The sequence below is a fragment of the Streptococcus sp. 2018162 genome (genome assembly GCF_019754175.1).
In the GTDB taxonomy this organism is placed as follows: domain Bacteria; phylum Bacillota; class Bacilli; order Lactobacillales; family Streptococcaceae; genus Streptococcus; species Streptococcus hashimotonensis.
The window spans coordinates 52,979-73,699 of the sequence record NZ_JAIJZP010000001.1; the positions used below are offsets into that span (position 1 = coordinate 52,979).

At 42.9% G+C, this 20,721-nt stretch carries 14 protein-coding genes and 1 tRNA gene; 11 read left to right on the plus strand and 4 right to left on the minus strand.

The genetic code is table 11. The annotated features are described in order from the left end of the window. Complete coding sequence (locus tag K5Q22_RS00275) at nt 1-969, minus strand: NAD(P)/FAD-dependent oxidoreductase (protein ID WP_205013438.1); 969 nt, start codon at nt 967-969, stop codon at nt 1-3. A gap of 152 nt (nt 970-1,121) precedes the next feature. Here K5Q22_RS00275 and pbp2a point away from each other — a divergent pair, with 152 nt between their 5' ends. The 5 genes from pbp2a to K5Q22_RS00300 all read left to right on the plus strand — a co-directional run bounded on the left by pbp2a (nt 1,122) and on the right by K5Q22_RS00300 (nt 9,540). Next, nucleotides 1,122-3,335 carry a penicillin-binding protein PBP2A gene (pbp2a, locus tag K5Q22_RS00280; protein WP_105136509.1) on the plus strand — a complete coding sequence of 738 codons (2,214 nt, stop codon included), beginning with the start codon at nt 1,122-1,124 and terminating at the stop codon, nt 3,333-3,335. Nucleotides 3,336-3,368: 33 nt separating this feature from the next. Further along, on the plus strand, nt 3,369-3,521 hold the full coding sequence (gene rpmG, locus K5Q22_RS00285) for a 50S ribosomal protein L33 (protein WP_002940258.1): 153 nt from the start codon (nt 3,369-3,371) through the stop codon (nt 3,519-3,521). A gap of 9 nt (nt 3,522-3,530) precedes the next feature. Next, nucleotides 3,531-3,707 (plus strand): preprotein translocase subunit SecE, encoded by a 177-nt coding sequence (gene secE, locus K5Q22_RS00290; RefSeq protein WP_002940255.1) that lies wholly within the window; start codon nt 3,531-3,533, stop codon nt 3,705-3,707. 109 nt (nt 3,708-3,816) lie between these two features. Beyond that, nucleotides 3,817-4,356 (plus strand): transcription termination/antitermination protein NusG, encoded by a 540-nt coding sequence (nusG, locus tag K5Q22_RS00295; RefSeq protein WP_002940254.1) that lies wholly within the window; start codon nt 3,817-3,819, stop codon nt 4,354-4,356. 141 nt (nt 4,357-4,497) lie between these two features. Further along, entirely contained in the window at nt 4,498-9,540 is a 5,043-nt protein-coding gene (locus K5Q22_RS00300; protein WP_205013437.1) for a S8 family serine peptidase, read from the plus strand. 42 nt (nt 9,541-9,582) lie between these two features. On the opposite strand, the gene K5Q22_RS00305 is transcribed toward K5Q22_RS00300, so the two are convergent. After that, nucleotides 9,583-9,653 (minus strand) — tRNA-Cys (locus K5Q22_RS00305). 139 nt (nt 9,654-9,792) lie between these two features. Between K5Q22_RS00305 and K5Q22_RS00310 the strand changes: the two genes are divergently transcribed. From K5Q22_RS00310 to tsf, 3 genes are all read left to right on the plus strand, one after another. After that, entirely contained in the window at nt 9,793-13,305 is a 3,513-nt protein-coding gene (locus K5Q22_RS00310) for a DUF2971 domain-containing protein (RefSeq protein ID WP_205013436.1), read from the plus strand. Between the two features lie 194 nt (nt 13,306-13,499). Beyond that, nucleotides 13,500-14,276, plus strand: coding sequence for a 30S ribosomal protein S2 (gene rpsB, locus K5Q22_RS00315; RefSeq protein ID WP_012775356.1), 777 nt, complete (start codon nt 13,500-13,502; stop codon nt 14,274-14,276). 155 nt (nt 14,277-14,431) lie between these two features. Next, nucleotides 14,432-15,472 carry a translation elongation factor Ts gene (gene tsf / locus K5Q22_RS00320; protein ID WP_205013435.1) on the plus strand — a complete coding sequence of 347 codons (1,041 nt, stop codon included), beginning with the start codon at nt 14,432-14,434 and terminating at the stop codon, nt 15,470-15,472. Between the two features lie 317 nt (nt 15,473-15,789). On the opposite strand, the gene K5Q22_RS00325 is transcribed toward tsf, so the two are convergent. Both K5Q22_RS00325 and traF read right to left on the minus strand, forming a co-directional pair. Further along, a complete protein-coding gene (locus K5Q22_RS00325) occupies nt 15,790-16,491 on the minus strand; it encodes a GNAT family acetyltransferase (protein WP_205013434.1) in 702 nt (233 codons plus the stop codon). Further along, complete coding sequence (gene traF, locus K5Q22_RS00330) at nt 16,491-16,829, minus strand: conjugal transfer protein TraF (RefSeq protein WP_205013433.1); 339 nt, start codon at nt 16,827-16,829, stop codon at nt 16,491-16,493. Before traF ends, K5Q22_RS00325 begins: the two co-directional genes overlap by 1 nt. Before the next feature lie 268 nt (nt 16,830-17,097). On the opposite strand from traF, the gene K5Q22_RS00335 reads away from it, so the two are divergent. The 3 genes from K5Q22_RS00335 to K5Q22_RS00345 all read left to right on the plus strand — a co-directional run bounded on the left by K5Q22_RS00335 (nt 17,098) and on the right by K5Q22_RS00345 (nt 20,677). Beyond that, nucleotides 17,098-17,556, plus strand: a complete 459-nt coding sequence (locus K5Q22_RS00335; protein ID WP_002937810.1) for a CtsR family transcriptional regulator — start codon at nt 17,098-17,100, stop codon at nt 17,554-17,556. Between the two features lie 3 nt (nt 17,557-17,559). Next, on the plus strand, nt 17,560-20,010 hold the full coding sequence (locus K5Q22_RS00340; RefSeq protein ID WP_205013432.1) for an ATP-dependent Clp protease ATP-binding subunit: 2,451 nt from the start codon (nt 17,560-17,562) through the stop codon (nt 20,008-20,010). 169 nt (nt 20,011-20,179) lie between these two features. After that, on the plus strand, nt 20,180-20,677 hold the full coding sequence (locus K5Q22_RS00345; RefSeq protein ID WP_024384486.1) for a GNAT family N-acetyltransferase: 498 nt from the start codon (nt 20,180-20,182) through the stop codon (nt 20,675-20,677). The last annotated feature ends 44 nt before the right edge of the window (nt 20,678-20,721 follow it).

Genomic DNA, 20,721 nt, shown 5'->3' on the forward strand with positions numbered 1-20,721 from the left:
TTATAGGCTGGTTGAGTGCTTGGGTTGCACTTTTTCATTTGGATTGAGGTAGTTCATGGCATTGTTGACGGCGGTTGGGGCTTCGCCCAGTCCAGTCGCAATCAGATCAACCTTTCCTTCATAGAAACAACAGTCACCGATAGCATAGATACCAGGAACAGAAGTTTCTTGCTTGCTGTTGACCACGATGCGGTGGCGATTGAGTTCCAAGCCCCATTCTTTCAGCGTACCGACAGATGATTTGAAACCGTAGTTGACAAAGAGGTGGTCGAAAGACAGGCTGAGCTTGTCCTCGCTCTTAACCTTGTCAAAATGAATGCTAGAAGCTCTGCCATTTTCCCCAGAGAGCCCTTTAGGGACAAAAGGTGTGTGGATGCTGACGCTGGACTGCTTGAGCTCTTCCACGCTGTGCTCGAGGGCTCGGAAGTTGTCACGACGGTGGACGATGTGAGTGGTCTTGGCGATTTTTTCAAAGGCCAGGGACCAATCGACCGCAGAGTCACCGCCACCCAAGACGACGATGTCCTTGCCGGCATACTGCTGGATGTTGGACACGTGGTAGTGGACGTTGTCAAAGCTGTCGGCACCGTCAATCTCCAGTGGACGTGGCTTGAAGGCCCCGCCACCCATAGCGATAATCAGGGTCTTGGTCTGGTGGCTGCCCTTGTTAGTTGTTAGGGTAATAACTTCTCCTGGCTCAATGGCGGTCAGAGTTTCATTGAGGCAGATGGTGGTGTCAAATGGAGCCAGCTGGGCAAGGAGGTTGTCGGTCAACTCCTGTCCCGTCAGACTTGGAAAGGCCGGAATATCCAAAATAGCCTTCTCAGGATAGAGAATGGCAGGCTGGCCACCCAGTTGGGGAAGGGAGTCAATGATTTTGACCTTGGCTTGACGGAGGTGGGCGTAGAAGGCGGCGAAGAGACCGACTGGTCCGCCACCGATGATGGTAATGTCATATACTTGTGTCATGGGAATCCTCTTCTTTGTTCAGAATGACCCTATTTTATCATATTTTTGGAAAAAATTCCCTGTCTGTTGTCACAAGTTATCGCAGGCTTTTTTCTGCTAGTTTTTACGAAATGGTGTATAATGGTACAAAATTCACTAGAAAGAGGTAAAGTATGGACGATTTGCAACATCAGCCGATTGAAGTTCCAGAAGATTTCCAAATTGATCATGAAGACCGACCTAGCCGTCGCCGCAGGGGAAATCGTGGCTCTGTTGATAAACCAAAGAAAAAATCACGTATTCCGGAGCCGATTCGTAAATTTTGGCGCCGTTACCAACTGACTAAAATTTTAATCATTTTAATGGTCCTGACAGTTCTTACAGTAGGTGGCTATCTATTTTTCCTTGCAAAGACAGCTAATGTTGGTGATTTACAGCAGGCACTAAAAGCTACAACGATTATTTACGATAAAGATGGTGCGGAAGCTGGGACATTGTCAGGTCAGAAGGGGACCTATGTAGAGCTGGATGCTGTCTCCGATAATTTAGAGAATGCCGTCATCGCTACAGAAGATCGGAGCTTCTACAAAAATTCAGGAATTAATTACCAGCGTACAATTTTGGCTGCCTTGACGTTAGGTCGGTCTGGAGGTGGTTCAACTATTACCCAGCAATTGGCAAAAAATGCCTTTTTAACTCAGGATCAGACCATCAGTCGAAAGGCTCGAGAATTCTTTTTGGCTCTGGAAATCAATAAAAAGTACAGCAAGCAAGAAATTTTGACCATGTATCTCAATAACGCCTATTTTGGGAATGGTGTTTGGGGAGTGGAAGATGCAAGCCAAAAGTACTTCGGTATTCCAGCCAGTGATCTTACTCTTGAGCAAGCGGCCGTCATTGCAGGTATGCTCAAGGGACCTGAGATTTATAATCCTTATTATTCCCTAGAAAATGCAGTTAATCGTCGGGATACAGTCCTGCAAAACATGGTCAATGCTGGTTATATTGATCAAGCAACTGCAGATGCAGGTTTCCAAGTAGACCTAGCCAGTCAGCTTTCAGATACCTATACAGGGAAACAAAGTAATTATTCCTATCCATCCTATTTTGATGCTGTGATTGCTGAGGCGATTGAGCGATACGGACTGAAAGAATCAGACATTATTAATAACGGCTATAGGATTTACACAGAGATGGATCAAAATTCTCAAGCCAGTATGCAGGTGATTTTTGATGATGAGACCATGTTCCCGACATCAAGTTTTGATGGTACCCATGCTCAGGCTGCCAGCGTAGCTCTTGATCCGACGACTGGTGGAGTTCGTGCCTTGGTTGGTCGAGTTAACAGTTCAGAGGATGCGGTCTTTCGGACCTTCAACTTTGCGACACAAGCCAAGCGCAGTCCTGGTTCAACAATCAAGCCTCTTGTTGCCTATGCTCCAGCAGTAGCGGCGGGCTGGTCGATTGATATGGCTCTGGATAACCATACAGAAACCTACGGCGATTACACCTTGCATAACTATGATTATTCGACTTCCGATACCATTCCAATGTATCAAGCTTTGGCTCTCTCTTACAATTTACCAGTAGCTTATATAGTGAACACCTTGGGGATTGACAAAGCCTTCGAGTATGGACAAAAGTTTGGACTTGATATGGAAAATGTCGAGAAAGTTTTGGGTGTTTCAATTGGTTCTGGAGTGGAGACTAATCCTCTGCAAATGGCCCAGGCCTACGCTACTTTTGCGAATAAGGGTGTGATGAAGGATGCCCACCTCATCACTCGTATTGAAACGGCTAGTGGAAAGGTTTTAGCAGAGCATCGAGAAACAAGTACCAAGGTGATTGACCGTTCTGTCGCAGATAAGATGACAGCAATGATGCTTGGTACCTATACCAATGGTACGGGAGTGACAGCAGATGCGGCCAATTATTATATTGCCGGGAAAACAGGAACAACCGAAACGAGTTTTGATGTCAATCTTGTCAATGACCAGTGGCATATTGCCTACACACCTGATTTGGTCATCAGTCAGTGGGTTGGTTTTGAGCAGACAGATGAAAATCATTATATAGATAGCAGTAGCTACTGGATGGCTCCGTCGGTCTTCCAGACTGTAGCCAATTCAATCTTGCCATATACTGCAGGAACTCAGTTCGAAGTAGAAAATGCCTATGCACAAAATGGTATTGTAGAAGTAGCTCCAGATGAAGCTGCGCAAACTGAATCAAGCCTTGGTCAAGAACAGGTACAAGAAATTTCAGATCAGGCGAAAAACTTGATTGAGCAAACCAAACAAAATCTAATCGATGCCCAGTTACCAGAACGAGCAAAAACCTTGTGGGATAACATTACGTCTTGGTTTGGAGAGTTGTCAAATCCATAAAAACATGGTAGAATGAAAAGGATGGAGGGCTTTATGGCACTAAAAAAAGCAAGCCTAGCCTGTACTGTTTGTGGTTCTCGAAACTATTCAATCAGCCTTTCGAGCAATCCCAAGCCAACACGGTTAGAAGTAAATAAATTTTGTAAACACTGTGGACAATACACTGTTCACAAGGAAACCAGATAGGAGTCGCGCATGAAATTTATCAAAGACATTATCCGCATTTTAAAAGATACGTCTTGGCCAACTCGTAAGCAGAGCTGGACGGATTTCGTGTCTGTAGTGGAATATACTGCCTTTTTCGTAGCGGTGGTTTACCTCTTTGACTTGATTTTGTCACGAGGAATCATGAGCTTGATCAATCTTTTCTAGAAAATACTTGCCATTTGTAAAATGGAAGTGATATAATAAGGAAAAGCGAAAGCCTTCGGGCTTTTTTTAGCGTCTAAAAATTCCGTGTTTCCAAAGAAAGGAAGTAACAATGTACGATAGTTTTGATAAAGGCTGGTTTGTTTTACAGACCTACTCAGGATATGAAAATAAAGTGAAGGAAAACTTGCTCCAACGTGCTCACACTTATAACATGTTGGAAAACATCCTCCGTGTAGAAATTCCAACTCAGACTGTTCAGGTTGAAAAGAACGGTGAGGTCAAGGAAGTAGAAGAAAACCGTTTCCCTGGTTATGTTTTGGTTGAAATGGTTATGACTGATGAAGCTTGGTTTGTGGTTCGTAACACGCCAAACGTTACAGGTTTCGTGGGTTCACACGGTAACCGTTCAAAACCAACTCCACTTTTGGAAGAAGAAATCCGTCAAATCTTGGTGTCTATGGGACAAACAGTTCAAGAATTTGATATTGATGTGAAAGTTGGCGATACTGTTCGTATCATCGACGGTGCCTTCACAGACTACACAGGTAAAATTACAGAAATTGATAACAACAAGGTCAAAATGGTTATCTCTATGTTTGGTAATGACACCATTGCTGAAGTTAACTTGAGCCAGATTGCTGAGTTGTAATAAGTTGTTAAAGCGCAGGGAGACCTGTGCTTTTTCTTGTTTTTGAGGCTAATTCAAAAAAACCTTGCCAAAGATTTAAAAATTTTATAGAATTAGGTATACCTAACTTATAAATTAATCAATGTTAAAAACGGAGGTTTTATGAAACAGAAGTGGTCTCAAATTGAGAATAAACAACGCTTTAGCATCAAGAAGTTAAGTGTCGGTGTGGCATCGGTATCAATAGGATTTTTTATCACTGGTATTCCGATGGTTCATGCAGATACTAGTGGAGAAGGATTGGAGTCTACGGTTGCGGTCGCAATGGGTATGGACAGTAAGCAAGATTCTGTGGTAGAGAAAAAAGAAGATGGGTTATTATCAGATGAGCCAGTTGTTGAAGAGGGAGTGGTCGAAGAAGTTGTAGACACAGAGGCAGATGAAGAATCAGGTCTTCTCACAGATCGAGCTGCGACCGAGATAAAAACAACAGCTGGTAAGACAACAGATGAGTCAAGGGAAAAAGAAGACATTAGTGGAAAAGAAGCTAGTGTTCCTCAAACAATCCCGCAGGAATCACAGCTTGAGCCAGAAGAGGTGACAACAGGGCGCTATATTTTACAATTTTCCGAAGAGAACCGAAATCTTGTATTGGATAAATTAAAGAAAATTGATGGCGTTAAAATTGTTCATGAGTATAAGGAGGTTTTAACGGGAGCATCTGTAGAGGCGGGGCGAGAAGGCTTGCCTGATATAAAAGCCATTGCTGAATTAACTTCTTTGGAAGAGAGTCGCCGTATCCGACCGACTCTTCATACTGCTAAAGAGCTGGTTGGTGCCTTAAAAGCAAGTTCTAAATACCAGACAGATGGTCGCGGAATGGTGATTGCAGTCATTGACTCTGGTTTGGATATTAAGCACAAAGACATGAGGTTGGATGAAGGTGTCGTCCCTAAAATCAAGGAAATTACTCCATCTACGACAGGGGCATACACTCTAAAAGTCCCTCATGGCTATAATTACGTATCTGGTAACGATAATCTCTACGATGATACCAACGAACCACATGGCATGCACATTGCAGGAACTCTGGCTGGAAATGCAACAGACGAAGAAGTTGCGTCTAAGCAGGGGATTGATGGGATTGCTCCCAACGCACAACTGCTAGTCTACAAGATTTTTTCAAATGACCCTAAAAATTATAAGGCTGAGACGGAGGATGCTGCTTATGCTGCTATTGAAGATGCTATTAAACACGGGGCAGATGTCATCAGTTTGAGTGTTGGTTATTATGATAGCGGGTTGCCGGGGAATGCTTACTACACGATTGCTAAGAGGGCAGCAGAAAAGGGGATTATCATTACAGCAGCTATTGGTAATGCTGGCGCCTCCTCTTCAGACACCTCCTTTGACCTGCATACAAATAATGCCTTAGGAGCTGTGGATACGGCAACAACAGTTGGTGTGGCAGCGACTCCCGCAGTTATCGCGGTTGGTTCGGCGAGAAATACCCATCTTGTTCAACGAGAATTTATGCTGAATGGGCAGTCTTTTGGCTACTATCCTATTGGCTATACAACGCTTACAGAGGGAAAATATGAATTTGTAGATGCTGGAAATGGTCGCTGGGAAGAAGTGCAGGGGCTTGATTTGGCTGGTAAAGTAGCGATTATCAAAAAAGATAAGTTTGACTTGAAAGATGCCGTTCGTAATTTGAAGTTCAAGGATGTTGCTGGACTTGTTGTGATAAACACAGATCAGGGATGGAACAAGGATTATTATAGGACCCATCAGTTATTGGTAGATGATAAGACTTTGCTTTCTTATTCCTCTATCTGGGGAATCAGTCTTAGTGGGGAAGATGGAAGGCGATTATTAGAAGTTGCCAACCAATCGCAAGGCAACACTGGTTTGGTTCTCAGACCTACAATTGGAATGAAGAAGTTGATTGAAGTGCCGACTGTATCAGGCTTTTCTAGTTGGGGGCCTACGGTCAACTTAGAATTGAAGCCAGAGATAGTGGCACCAGGAGAGGATGTTTACGCAACCTTGAATGACAATCGTTATGGCTCCATGTCAGGGACTTCGATGGCTTCGCCAATTGTGGCGGGGGCCAGTGCGCTTTTATTGCCACGGATTCGCCAAATGACACCGCCAGAAGGCATGACTAGGATGGATTTGCTGAGAATCATTTTGATGAATACTGCTACCCCTTTGATTGATGTTCTAGATTCATCTGGGCATGCTTTGGAAAATTCCCCGAGACAACAAGGTGCTGGTCTGTTGCAGATCGATAGAGCCTTTGAAACAGATGTGATTCTTCACCACCGTCTAAAAGGAGGGGTGGAATTAAAAGAAATAGGGCGTGAGACAGAATTTGAGGTAACCTTGGAAAATCTGGGAAACCAACAAAGAAGCTTTGCTATTTCAGCTGGGAAAGTATTAACTAGTCAAGATGTTCCTGTTGATAGAATAGGACGTTCTGGAAAAGTAGTTAAAGAGATTCATGCGACAGAAATCAAGGGTTCGAGTATTCATCTTTCTGAGCAATCCATTCAACTGGGTCCTAAAGAGAAGAAAACCATTCGCCTGAGATTGGATGCAGGAGAAGCGAAAGACCAGTTTGCAGAAGGGTATATTTACTTCAAATCATTGACGGAAGGGCAGTCGGACATCAGCATTCCTTATTTTGGCTTTGTGGGTGACTGGTCAAAAGAAAGGATTGTTGATGCACCGGCTTGGGAAACCAGTTCTAAATTGAAACTGACCTCGGTTTTATCTAGCTATAAACACAATAAGTCTGGGCGCTATATTGAACTTGGGCGTGAAAAGATTCAAGATAATCAATCGCCTCTAAATCCAGACAATATCGCAATTCAAAACCAGCATTCGGATAGTCAGATTGGGAATGCCTTTGTTCGATTTGCGCTATTGAGGGATATTACCAACTATGATTTGGATATTGTAAAAGAAGCTACAGAAGATGCTCCTGTTTTGAGGCGGATTGATACAGGAACCATGCTGTCTCGTGTTCGCTATGTAGATTATTTTGAAAGTCTTTCGGAGTATTCCAAGCTTCGTACTCCGATAGAATTACACCGTTGGGATGGGAAAGTGTACGATGTAAGCAAGGATGAAAATATACCAGCACCGGAAGGACAATATTTCTTTAGATTGCGGGTAAAAAATAAAGAAAATGGGGCCTATCAGTATACCTATCTGCCAGTCAAAATTGATAATCAAAAGCCAGAAATTGTCGCGATTGATACCAATCGTCTAACCAGCCATAGAGAACTGGTCGTCACAGCCAAGGATAATAATAAAGTTTGGGAGATTCGAGCGAATCTAAATGGAGAAAATCTTCTTGTTGAAAAGGTTGTAGATGATGCAGGTCAACTACATTACCATCTCAAAGAAGTGGAACTGCCACTCGATGCTAAAAATCATCTCCGTGTTGAGGTGATGGATATAGCGGGTAATGTGGTTGCTGTTGAAAAAGACTTAGTGGTGCCTGTAATCCAGTTTAAAAATTTGGAAGATTTGATGGCAATTCGCAGTAAGAAAACTGTGGAAATTAAAGCGAACGTCTCAGCGCAAGTTTCCGATGTGCAGGCCAACTTGGACGCTCAGGCTGTGAATCACTCTCTGGAGAATGGTCAACTATCCCTCCAGATTCCAGAGCAATCAGATGGACGTCATAGTTTTGAATTAATCTTGAAAGATAAGGATGGCAACCCTATTTATACTAAAACCTTGAATTATTTGGTAGATAATGAAAAGCCGACGATTGATCTTGATATTGAAAAAGATGAAGAGGTTATCCAGATTGGTAAAAACGGACGCTTTACATTGAAGGGGAAAGTGAGTGATAATGTTAGTCTTCCTAAGGACATCAAACTTTACTATTCCAATCTAGACATTGGTAAGGGAGAGCTGAAAATCATAGATGTAAAAGAAGACGGTAGTTTTGAGCAAGACTTCTTTAAATCTGATTTTCCTAGAGCCATCATGTTAACAGCGGTAGATGAGAAGGGCAATAAATTAAAGGACCTTCGTATCAATACAAGTCCAGAGAGTCTGGATGAGGAGGAGGAAACAGAAGTTCCGATTACTGTCAATAACTGGTTGATTGACCCGATTCGTTTCAATAAAGAAAGTCTTGGTCGTGAGCTAGATAGCGAGTTGGTCGACTTCAAAAAGCAAGAAGATGGGACTTATCTATTTACATTTGAAATAGAAGCAGAAACCGAACAAGCTCATTCTGTGCGCATCAATGGTGGTGAAAAACGCTATTTTGAGGATGGCAAGTTGACCTATCCAGTTACTCTGATTGAAGAGGGAAATGTTGTGGATATAAGTGTGTACAATGAGGCGGATGAGTTGACTTACACGAAGAAATATCAGATGTTGGTTGATACAGAAAAACCTGTTTTACAGCTGGAAAATGAGGTGCTACCATTGGAAAGACAGGTAGTGGATAGTGAAGAAGATGAAGACGAGGAAAATCAGTATGCAGGAGTTCTCCTAGCAGATGCCGATGGGCACTTGATACTCACCGGAAGCGCCGAGGATAATGGAATTTATTGGTCCTTGAAGATCAACGAAGATTTTGTAGCTCGAGGAGGCTTCTGGAGGCAGTATGGAAATAATGAAAAAGCCTTTCGCTATGAGCTACATAGTCTGAAAGACGGGGATACAGTCAAACTTGATTTGAGTGACAGTTTTGGAAATGCTCTTGTGAAGAAATATAAGGTACGGTTAAATGACAAGGAGGTATCTGAGCAGGTTCCTGAAAAAGACCTTCATGTGGAGCAATCAGATAAGGATCAACCCCCTAGCATTCCTATTCCGAAATCGGAAGTGCAGGTACCACTGCCAAAAGAAGATAATTCACTTGCTCCGCAAACAGAATCCACTGAAATCGCGCTGTTAACTGGCGATACAAGAGAAGATGGTGTGGAGCATTTGGGGGGACTTACAAAACATGAGGAGGCATTAGGGATTTCTGATGAGAAAATAGAAGTGTCCGTATCTCACAGAGAATTCTTTGAAAGAAGCGGAAGAGGAGAGACAGGTGCATTAGCGGCGGATACTAGTGGGAAACTGCCTCAAACTGGGGATGGCCTTGGAAGCGTCTTCATGAGTGCCTTGTTAAGTCTATTTGGTGGAGCTATGGCTCTAGGAAATCTGAAACGAAAAGAATAGCAAAAAACCTAGGGAGATTCCTAGGTTTTTTCGAATATTAAAAGGCGGTAGACGGATTTGAACCGACGATCAAGCTTTTGCAGAGCCGTGCCTTACCACTTGGCTATACCGCCATAACAGAAACTATTTTACCGAAAAAAAAGCCGAAAGTCAACACGAGAATGACAAGTCCTGTAAAAATCTACCATTCCTAATGGAAAGTAGGAGAAATTTATGATATATTGATAGTAGAAAAATGAAAGAGATGTCCCTATGTCTAAAACAAAAATTCATATTGAAAAGATGAAAACTCTTCTGGCTGATTTGAGGGCTAGAGAGTTAGAAGAGAAACAGCCTATACTGGAAGACTTATACAAACTGTACCAAGAACAGCCAGATGAGACAACAGCTCTGGTTTATGCTAGAGGCTTACTGAATTTAACAGCCTTTCAGGAATTATCCGATTGTGAAACAAGTGTAAATCGCCTATCTGAGTTATCTAGTCGTTTCCCTGATGACTCAGCTATCGCAATGGTATATGCCCAAGGTTTGGTAAACTTGACAGTCAAGCAGGGCTTAGAGGGTTGTGAACAAACGGTAAAAGAACTGGCTAACTTGCCTAGTCGTTTTCCTGATGACTCTGATATTGCACTGGTATACGCCCAAGGTTTGGTGAACCTGAGTGCTAAACAAGATTTATTGGGTCATGAGCAAACAGTTGGAGAATTGTGGCATCTTTCTACATGCTTTTCAGAATATCCGTTCATTGCCTTGGAATATGCTAAAGGTTTAGTAAACTTGACAGTGGAGCAGGACTTAGAGGGTTGTGAACAAACGGTAAAAGAACTGGCTACCTTGTTTAGCCGCTTTTCCGAGGATCTGTTCATTGCCTTGGAATATGCTAAAGGCTTAGTAAACTTGACAGTCAAGCAGGACTTAGAGGGTTGTGAACAAACGGTAAAAGAACTGGCTACCTTGTTTAGCCGCTTTTCCGAGGATTCCTCTATTGCTCTGGCATATGCCAAAGGTTTGGTGAACCTGAGTGCTAAACAAGATTTATTGGGTCGTGAGCAAACAGTTGGAGAATTGTGGCATCTTTCCACACGCTTTTCCGAAGATCCGTTCATTGCCTTGGAATATGCCCAAGGTTTGTTTAACTTGACAGTTAAGCAGGACTTAGAGGGTTGTGAACAAACGGTAAAAGAACTGGCTAACTTGTCTAGTCGTTTTCCTGATGACTCAGATATTGCACTGGTATATGCCCAAGGTTTGGTGAACCTGAGTGCTAAACAAGATTTATTGGGTCGTGAGCAAACAGTTGGAGAATTGTGGTATCTTTCTACATGCTTTTCAGAAAATCCGTTCATTGCCTTGGAATATGCCCAAGGTTTGTTTAACTTGACAGTTAAGCAGGACTTAGAGGGTTGTGAACAAACGGTAAAAGAACTGGCTACCTTGTTTAGCCGCTTTTCCGAGGATTCCTCTACTGCTCTGGCATATGCCCAAGGTTTGGTGAACCTGAGTGCTGAACAAGATTTATTGGGTCGTGAGCAAACAGTTGGAGAATTGTGGCATCTTTCCACACGCTTTTCAGAAGATCCGTTCATTGCCTTGGAATATGCCCAAGGTTTGTTTAACTTGACAGTTAAGCAGGACTTAGAGGGTTGTGAACAAACGGTAAAAGAACTGGCTACCTTGTCTAGTCGTTTTCCTGATGACTCAGATATTGCACTGGAATATGCCCAAGGTTTGGTGAACCTGAGTGCTGAACAAGATTTATTGGGTCGTGAACACACAGTAAAAGAACTGGCTACCTTGTCTAGTCGTTTTCCTGATGACTCAGATATTGCACTGGTATATGCCCAAGGTTTGGTGAACCTGAGTGCTAAACAAGATTTATTGGGTCGTGAGCAAACAGTTGGAGAATTGTGGCATCTTTCTATACGCTTTTCCGAAGATCCGTTCATTACTTTGGAATATGCCCAAGGTTTGTTTAACTTGACAGTTAAGCAGGACTTAGAGGGTTGTGAACAAACGGTAAAAGAACTGGCTACCTTGCTTAGCCGCTTTTCCGAGGATTCCTCTACTGCTCTGGCATATGCCCAAGGTTTGGTGAACCTGAGTGCTAAACAAGATTTATTGGGTCGTGAGCAAACAGTTGGAGAATTGTGGCATCTTTCTATACGCTTTTCCGAAGATCCGTTCATTGCCTTGGAATATGCCAAAGGTTTAGTAAACTTGACAGTCAAGCAGGACTTAGAGGGTTGTGAACAAACGGTAAAAGAACTGGCTACCTTGTCTAGCCGCTTTCCAGAGGACTCATCTATCGCTCTGGTATATGCTCAAGGTTTGGTAAATTTGAGCGTTGAAAAAGAGCTAGGAGAACAGAGAGAGATTTCTGATAAACTTGAAGAAATACTTAAACAGTTTCCAAAGTCTATTGGAATTGCGGAGCAAACAGCTAGGCTTCAGTTGATCATCGGTGGTAAGGAAGAGGGAAAAGAAGTGGCAAAAGTAGCCTTCGCCCAAGCCCTTTCATACATGAATGATCGGTTCCCAAAGAAACATCATTCGCTGCTGGAACGTTTTTTAATGTTCTTCTCACAGGGTAATGAGGAAAAACTCTGTTTATTGATCGAAACCTTGTTAGAGTCCGAATTTATCGATCTTTTGAATGGAATTGAAGCCACTGCAATTATTAAAGCAACCGATTGCTATTTTTATACTTCAGAAAATTGGGCAAATGTCCGAGAATTTTTATCAGTCTGCAAAGAGCAGCTTAGTGAGAGCAAGTATGCTTACTGGCTAGATATGCTTCATAAGGCTAAAGACAAGGACATTGACCATTTGTTTAAGGCGACCAAAGCCTGCAAGACCATTCTTCATCTTCTCCGTGTCAACCAAAAAGACCTTACTCATCTGAGTCACTATACTGCTCTTGAAACCCTTCCAAAGATTTTGTTGGGTGAAAAAGATGATGATGGAAGAATGATTAGAAAGAATGGCAAGGTTGAGATGGCAGGTCGTTACCGCTTCTACAATGCCAACTATATGAACGACCCTGAAGAGGGCAAGTTGTTGCATAAATGGTTAGAGGCAGAGGAAGAGAACGTTGATCAAGTGAGTCCTTTTTATCTGATGAGCCTGACGACAGAATCTGATCACTTGCCCATGTGGGTTCAGTATGGTAGAGACGGAAAAGGGATTTGTGTAACCTTACATGATGACCTGTTTGAAGTAAAAAATAGCCTAGCAGAACACGAGCTGATTGCTAGGGCAAACGATTTGAAGCTGCAAGAATATGAAGAGGAAGCAGATAGTCAGGATGAACAAAAAACTTCGTCTTCCAAAGAGGCAGAGCGCTTTGCTCCCTATCGAATCTGTTATATGTCTGACACGAATTTGTATGGTAATTTATTTAAACCAGATGAACTCGAAAAAATCGAAAAAGAGTTGGCGAATTTAAAAGATATTTTCGCAGCTTCATCTCAAAAGAAAGAGATTTATCAGATAATGGAGGAAATCCGTTTTCTCTTTAAATCAGCAGATTATGTGACTGAAAACGAAGTTCGTCTATTAAAGTATGCCGACCTAAAAAGTGACAAGATATTGCTGGATGAGACTGGAGATGGAGTTCCGCGACTCTATGTCGAGCAGGGTGGACATGTCAAAATCAAGAAAATCACCTTTGGACCAAAGGTCTACAACGAGTCCAAGATTGTGCCCTACATTAAGTTTTGTGACCCAGAAATTGAAATCGGAGTGTCTGGAATCCACTTCAGATAGTTCTTGTCGGATGTCTGAGGTGGGCAGATGATAAAAGTAAATATTTCACTTGAAAATTGTTAGTTTTTTTGGTATCATAATAGAGTTGCTGTGCAACAAATACTCATCTCGGACCAATTGTGGTCTTGTTGCCGAAAGGTTGGGCTGCAAGTCGAAGTTCGGGAGAGGAGAAAAAACAAAAAGGAGAAATACTCATGGCAGTAATTTCAATGAAACAACTTCTTGAGGCTGGTGTACACTTCGGTCACCAAACTCGTCGCTGGAATCCTAAGATGGCTAAATACATCTTCACAGAGCGTAACGGTATCCACGTTATCGACTTGCAACAAACTGTAAAATTGGCTGACCAAGCTTACGAATTCATCCGTGACGCTGCAGCAAACGACGCAGTTATCTTGTTCGTAGGTACTAAAAAACAAGCTGCTGAAGCTGTTAAAGACGAAGCTATCCGCGCTGGTCAATACTTCATCAACCACCGTTGGTTGGGTGGAACTCTTACAAACTGGGGTACAATCCAAAAACGTATCGCTCGTTTGAAAGAAATCAACCGTATGGAAGAAGATGGAACTTTCGAAGTGCTTCCTAAGAAAGAAGTAGCATTGTTGAACAAACAACGTGCTCGTCTTGAAAAATTCTTGGGCGGTATCGCTGACATGCCACGCATTCCAGACGTAATGTTCGTAGTTGACCCACACAAAGAGCAAATCGCTGTTAAAGAAGCTAAAAAATTGGGTATCCCAGTTGTAGCGATGGTTGACACAAACACAGATCCAGATGATATCGATGTTATCATCCCAGCTAACGATGACGCTATCCGCGCTGTTAAATTGATCACAGCTAAAATGGCTGACGCTATCATCGAAGGTAACCAAGGTGAAGACAGCGTAGCCGCAGTTGAAGCTGAATTGGCAGCTGAGCCAGCATCTACAGAATCAATCGAAGAATTGGTTGAAGTTGTAGAAGGAAAATAAGTAACGAAGGCGTTAAGAAAAGCGTTAGATTTATCTAAATTCTAGCTTTTTAGTCCGAGTACATTCTACATCATTTATCAAACACAAAAACAATCCTAGAGGGGCAGGGCTGAGCCCGCTCCTCTATTTTATAAATACAAACAAGGAGAATAGACATGGCAGAAATTACAGCAGCTCTCGTTAAAGAATTGCGTGAAAAATCAGGTGCTGGCGTTATGGACGCTAAAAAAGCATTGGTTGAAGTAGAAGGCGATATCGAAAAAGCAATTGAATTGCTTCGTGAAAAAGGTATGGCTAAGGCAGCTAAGAAAGCTGACCGTGTAGCAGCTGAAGGTTTGACTGGTGTTTACGTTGATGGTAACGTAGCAGCAGTGGTTGAGGTCAACGCTGAAACAGACTTCGTTGCGAAAAATGCTCAATTCGTTGAATTGGTAAACACTACTGCTAAAGTAATTGCAGAAGGTAAACCAGCTGACAACGAAGCAGCTCTTAAATTGGTTATGCCTTCAGGTGAAACGCTTGAAGAAGCATACGTAAACGCAACTGCAACAATCGGTGAGAAAATCTCATTCCGTCGCTTTGCTTTGGTTGAAAAAACAGATGCTCAAGCATTTGGTGCATACCAACACAACGGCGGCCGTATCGGTGTTATCTCAGTTATCGACGGTGGAGATGAGACTCTTGCAAAACAAATCTCAATGCACATCGCTGCGATGAAACCAACTGTTCTTTCTTACACTGAATTGGATGAGCAATTCGTTAAAGATGAGTTGGCACAAATCAACCACAAAATCGAACAAGACAACGAAAGCCGTGCAATGGTTGACAAACCAGCATTGCCATTGTTGAAATACGGTTCAAAAGCTCAATTGACTGACGAAGTGATTGCAGCAGCTGAAGAAGCTATCAAAGCAGAATTGGCAGCAGAAGGCAAACCAGAAAAAATCTGGGACAAAATCATCCCAGGTAAAATGGATCGCTTCTTGCTTGACAACACTCAAGTTGACCAAGCTTACACACTTCTTGCACAAGTTTACATCATGGACGACAGCAAAACAGTTGAAGCTTACTTGAACTCAGTGAACGCTTCAGTTGTAGAATTTGCTCGTTTCGAAGTGGGTGAAGGTATCGAGAAAGCTTCAAACGACTTTGAAGCAGAAGTTGCAGCTACGATGGCAGCAGCTCTTGGTAAATAATTGGTAGTCTTCATTTTATCTTTTATTACTTCGACGAGCGAGGAAACGTTGTTTCCATATTTCCAACTTCAAATACTCCACTGGAGTATTTGAACTCGCCTTGCCGTACTTCAGTACAGCCTGCAGCTCGTTGCCTAGTACTAAAAGCAAACTGAAAGACTACTCGACAACTCAAGAACTTCCGAAAGGGAGTTCTTTTTGTAAAATCGGTCTTAGGGCGGATGTCGGCTATGTTTGATTCGGTTATACTAGTATCAATCCTAAATATTTTTCATAATCTCCTTAAAAAGCACCGGCCTTGTGGTCGGTGCTTTTTGTTAGATTTCTAAAATATAAGTATCCCAGCTAGTCTTGTTTGGTTGTCGGAATTGGTCAGCTAAACGCATGGCGATAGGATCGCAGTCATCAGCCTCAAAGCTAATTTGCTCATACTGTTCAAATAGTTGGCAAATAACTGTTTGGATGAAGAAATCAAAAGTTTGTTCATCTTTTCCGCATACGTAGGCAATTTCGTTGTTTTCTACGAAGGCCCAGTTTTCTGAGTCTGTATAAACCAGATCAGGTAAGCCCTTTTCAAATTCTTCTTGACTGGCAGTCCAAGGATTGATGTCTTGGTGGACTGTTTGATAGTAGTCAAAAATTTGCTGACAGGCTATTTGATAAGGTGCGGTGCCTTTGCGGGCTATGTCTAGGTTGGTAGTGCCTGTTGGACCAAGGTAGTCTTGTTTGGTCACTTCAAACTCGTAACATTTCCGTTTGCAGACAAAGCCAGCTGCGGTGAGGAAATGGATTCTTTCCTGCTCTGCAGAGGAGAGCATAACCTGAAGAGGTTTTCCGCCTAAGGAAGTCTGTAGGGACTGGAAGAGCTGCTCTGCTATGGTGCAATCAAAATCAACTAAATCTAGTCGCAGATAGATATTGGTCTGGTGGTAGGGGTTACTGTAGGTATGGATGCTACCGACTGGTCTTCCGTGATGAGAGATGTGGAAGGTGTTGGCTTGGTAGGAAATGTCTAGCATTAGCCTTGAATAAAAGTCACAATTTCTTCTTCCGTCATGCTGGAGTCGCAGCGGACTTGGACGCCAGTTGGTTTAGCGACGAGGAGGCCTGGGACGGTAGGAACTTGGTAGTGGTCGCGGAGGGCCTGGAGTTCAGGACTGATTTGGCTGGAGTCGAGGAAGTGGACGGTCACATGCTTGTCTTGGGCGACCTTGTGGAGTTTTGGCGCAAAGCGGTTGCAGTAAGGGCAGGTTGCTCGTCCGATGAAGAGAACAGCCCCCTCTTTTGCAGCTAGAAGGTTCTGTGCCTGCTCCACAGTCACACTTGTAAAGTCTTGAATGTAAGCTTGAAAGTTCATGGTATAAGATATAAAGGGCCTTCAGCGGACACAGACAAAATAGGAAACAGAACGACGACTAGTTCTCGTTTATCTTTTTGGCCTAGTCCGTAGCCCGTATTCAGTTCAACCAAATACGGAGACCCTAGTCCTTTCTATTTTTCTTTTATTATAGGATAAAGCAGAGCAGATTTCAAAATTCTGCTACGCTAGTTGCTAGGCTTTTGCTTTCAAAATTCGTCATTTTAAGGTATAATGGTCAAAGATAGTCAAAGAAAGAGGCGATACTATGGCGATGAAGAATACATCGGATTATATAGAAGAGCATATCAAAGCCATCTTGGACCAAGTCAGTGTAGCTGAGTTGCGTCGAAGTGAATTGGCCAGTCGGTTTGAAGTGGTGCCAAGTCAGATTAACTACGTCATTAAAACTCGTTTTACAGCCAGCCGTGGCTATATTGTTGAGAGTAAGCGTGGTGGTGGTGGTTATATCCGAATTGGGCGGATTACCTTTTCGGATAAGCACGAACTGGTCCATGATTTGTTAAACAATATGGGTGAGCAGTTGTCTGCGACGGTTTATGCGGATATTTTACAGCTCCTTTTTGATGAAGGATTGATGACAGAACGAGAAGGCAATCTCTTTTTGTCCACAGGATCTGATGAAATATTAGGAAAAGATGCAAGTACTATTCGAGCACGCATGATGCGTCAAATACTACGACGTTTAGATAGGAAAGAGGAATAATTCATGAAAATTTCAACTGGTTTACAACGGGTTTTTGAAGATGCCCAGTTAGTGGCCCAACGTTATGCCTGTGATTACTTGGAAACCTGGCATGTGCTCTTGTCTTTCGTTATCAACCATGATACAGTCGCCGGCGCTGTTTTGGCAGAATATCCTATTTCAATTTCTGACTATGAACATGCAACTTTTGTTGTGACCGACAAGGTCTATCGTGAAGAGTTGGATAGTTTTCGTATTTTACCATCTTCTAAACGTTTGGATGAAACGGCTAGTTTTGCCAAGAAAATTGCAGAAGTTGTCAAGGCTAAGGAGCTGGGAACGGAGCATTTGTTTATGGCTATGTTGTTGGACAAGCGGTCAACAGCTAGTCAGATTTTGGACAAGGTAGGTTTTTATTTTGAAGACTCAGATGATAAGTTTCGTTTCTTGGACTTGCGTAAAAACTTGGAGGCACGTGCGGGATTTACCAAAGAGGACCTTAAAGCTATCCGCAGTGTGATGAAGGGTGGCAAAGCCAAACCTACTAATATGGGACAGATGATGGGAATGCCCCCAGCACCTCAAAGTGGTGGATTAGAAGACTACACTCGTGATTTGACAGCTTTGGCGCGTGAAGGGAAGATTGAACCTGTCATCGGTCGAGACGCTGAGATTGCACGGATGATCCAAATTCTATCACGTAAAACCAAGAACAACCCAGTTCTAGTTGGTGATGCTGGTGTCGGAAAAACTGCACTTGCTTTGGGTCTTGCTCAACGTGTTGCTGCAGGTGATGTCCCTGTCAGCTTGGCTAAGATGCGGGTTTTGGAACTTGACTTGATGAACGTTATCGCTGGAACTCGTTTCCGTGGTGATTTCGAAGAACGGATGAATAATATCATCAACGACATCGAGGAAGATGGTCAGGTCATCCTCTTCATCGATGAGTTGCATACCATTATGGGTTCAGGGTCAGGGATTGATTCGACACTGGACGCAGCCAATATCCTCAAACCAGCTCTTGCTCGTGGCACCCTCCGTACAGTCGGAGCGACGACTCAGACAGAGTACCAAAAGCATATTGAGAAAGACGCAGCCCTGGTTCGTCGATTTGCCAAAGTGACCATTGAAGAGCCGACAGTGGAAGATAGCATTGCCATTTTGACTGGTTTAAAAGGTACTTTTGAGAAATACCACAGGGTCCGTATTGGACAAGCAGCTGTTGAGACTGCTGTGACCTACGCTAAGCGGTATTTGACCAGTAAAAACCTGCCAGATTCTGCCATTGATCTGTTGGATGAAGCCAGTGCAACGGTACAAAATCGAGTGAAAGGGCAGGCTGAGGAAACGGGACTGACGAGTATTGACAAGGCCCTGATGGATAAAAAATATAAGACTGTCAGCAAGCTTTTGATTAAAACGAAAGAAGATGCCGAGGCTAGTCAAAACTATGACCTTGAAGTAACAGAAGAAGATGTTTTAGAAACACTTAGCCACTTGTCAGGTATTCCTGTAGCCAAGCTCAGTCAGTCAGATACCAAGAAATATCTGAATTTGGAAGCAGAACTGCATAAACGTGTCATCGGTCAAGAAGAAGCTATTTCTGCAGTTAGCAGAGCTATTCGCCGTAATCAGTCAGGGATTCGTACAGGTCGCAGACCGATTGGTTCCTTTATGTTCTTGGGACCAACTGGTGTTGGTAAGACAGAGCTTGCTAAGGCCTTGGCAGAAGTTCTCTTTGATGACGAATCTGCTCTTATCCGTTTTGATATGTCTGAATACATGGAGAAATTCGCAGCCAGCCGTTTAAACGGTGCCCCTCCGGGCTACGTGGGCTATGAAGAAGGTGGCGAATTGACGGAGAAAGTTCGTAACAAACCTTATTCTGTTCTTCTTTTTGATGAGGTTGAAAAGGCTCATCCAGATATTTTCAATGTTCTCTTGCAGGTCTTGGATGATGGTGTTCTGACAGACAGTAAGGGACGTAAGGTTGATTTCTCAAATACCATTATTATCATGACGTCAAACCTTGGAGCAACAGCCCTTCGTGATGATAAGACAGTTGGTTTTGGTGCCCTTGATTTATCTAAGGACCACAAGGAAGTGGAGAAACGTATTTTTGAGGAATTGAAAAAAGCCTATCGTCCAGAATTTATCAACCGTATTGACGAGAAAGTTGTCTTCCATAGCCTAACGGAAACTCATATGCAGGATGTTGTCAAGGTCATGATTAAACCGTTGTTAGCTATAACAGCTGAGAAAGGAATTACCCTTAAACTGCAACCGTCAGCTCTCAAGTTATTGGCTAAACAAGGTTACGACCCAGAAATGGGGGCTCGTCCACTTCGTAGACTCTTACAAACCAAATTGGAAGATCCGTTAGCAGAAATGTTGCTCCGTGGTGACTTGGCTACTGGCTCGACCTTGAAGGTTGGGGTCAAGGGCGAAGAGCTCAAGTTTGATATCGTCATTTAGTTTTTCTTTTATTACTTCGACGTACGAGGAAACTTCGTTTCCCTATTTCCAACTTCAAACACTCCACAGGAGTATTTGAACTCGCCTTGCCTAACTTCAGTTATGCTTGTGGCTCATTGCCTCGTACTAAAAGTAAACTAAGAGACCATATAGTCAAATAGGAGGAAAAATGGTAGAACTAAGACCGCTTCTGGAAGAAGAGCGTGAGGAATTTATCCGCCGCAATCAAGCTGCGTTTTTAGAAGCCTTGGCAGAGGAAATGCCAGAGGGTCAAGAGGTAATTAGCCGTGAGGAGATTTTGGAAAGCCTGCTTGCCCCAAAGGCTCAAGCTTTTCAGGTCTACTGGGAGAATGAATTGGTTGGCGGTGTCGTTGTGCAGATTGATTTAGAAACTAAGCGCAACTCCTTGGACCTCTTGTTTGTCGATGGCAATCATAAGGGCAAAGGTCTGGGTTTAAACATCTGGCAGGCTATTGAGCAAGCTTATCCAGATACGGAAGTGTGGGAAACACACACTCCGCATTTTGAGGTACGTAATATTCATTTCTATGTCAATAAATGTGGCTTTCAGATTGTAGAATTTTTCAATCCTGCCCATCCAATGGAACATGTGCCTGACTTTCCAGATGCAGAATTGTTCTTCCGTTTTGAAAAAAGGATGAAATAGTTGGAGAGGTGAGCTTGCTCGCCTCTTTAGCAAGTAGAAAGGAA

Excerpts from the sequence above, each read along its gene's own strand:
- K5Q22_RS00275 (WP_205013438.1), bottom strand. The coding sequence starts at position 969 with ATGACACAAGTATATGACATTACCATCATCGGTGGCGGACCAGTCGGT.
- pbp2a (WP_105136509.1), top strand. The coding sequence starts at position 1,122 with ATGGACGATTTGCAACATCAGCCGATTGAAGTTCCAGAAGATTTCCAA.
- rpmG (WP_002940258.1), top strand. The coding sequence starts at position 3,369 with ATGGCACTAAAAAAAGCAAGCCTAGCCTGTACTGTTTGTGGTTCTCGA.
- secE (WP_002940255.1), top strand. The coding sequence starts at position 3,531 with ATGAAATTTATCAAAGACATTATCCGCATTTTAAAAGATACGTCTTGG.
- nusG (WP_002940254.1), top strand. The coding sequence starts at position 3,817 with ATGTACGATAGTTTTGATAAAGGCTGGTTTGTTTTACAGACCTACTCA.
- K5Q22_RS00300 (WP_205013437.1), top strand. The coding sequence starts at position 4,498 with ATGAAACAGAAGTGGTCTCAAATTGAGAATAAACAACGCTTTAGCATC.
- K5Q22_RS00310 (WP_205013436.1), top strand. The coding sequence starts at position 9,793 with ATGTCTAAAACAAAAATTCATATTGAAAAGATGAAAACTCTTCTGGCT.
- rpsB (WP_012775356.1), top strand. The coding sequence starts at position 13,500 with ATGGCAGTAATTTCAATGAAACAACTTCTTGAGGCTGGTGTACACTTC.
- tsf (WP_205013435.1), top strand. The coding sequence starts at position 14,432 with ATGGCAGAAATTACAGCAGCTCTCGTTAAAGAATTGCGTGAAAAATCA.
- K5Q22_RS00325 (WP_205013434.1), bottom strand. The coding sequence starts at position 16,491 with ATGCTAGACATTTCCTACCAAGCCAACACCTTCCACATCTCTCATCAC.
- traF (WP_205013433.1), bottom strand. The coding sequence starts at position 16,829 with ATGAACTTTCAAGCTTACATTCAAGACTTTACAAGTGTGACTGTGGAG.
- K5Q22_RS00335 (WP_002937810.1), top strand. The coding sequence starts at position 17,098 with ATGGCGATGAAGAATACATCGGATTATATAGAAGAGCATATCAAAGCC.
- K5Q22_RS00340 (WP_205013432.1), top strand. The coding sequence starts at position 17,560 with ATGAAAATTTCAACTGGTTTACAACGGGTTTTTGAAGATGCCCAGTTA.
- K5Q22_RS00345 (WP_024384486.1), top strand. The coding sequence starts at position 20,180 with ATGGTAGAACTAAGACCGCTTCTGGAAGAAGAGCGTGAGGAATTTATC.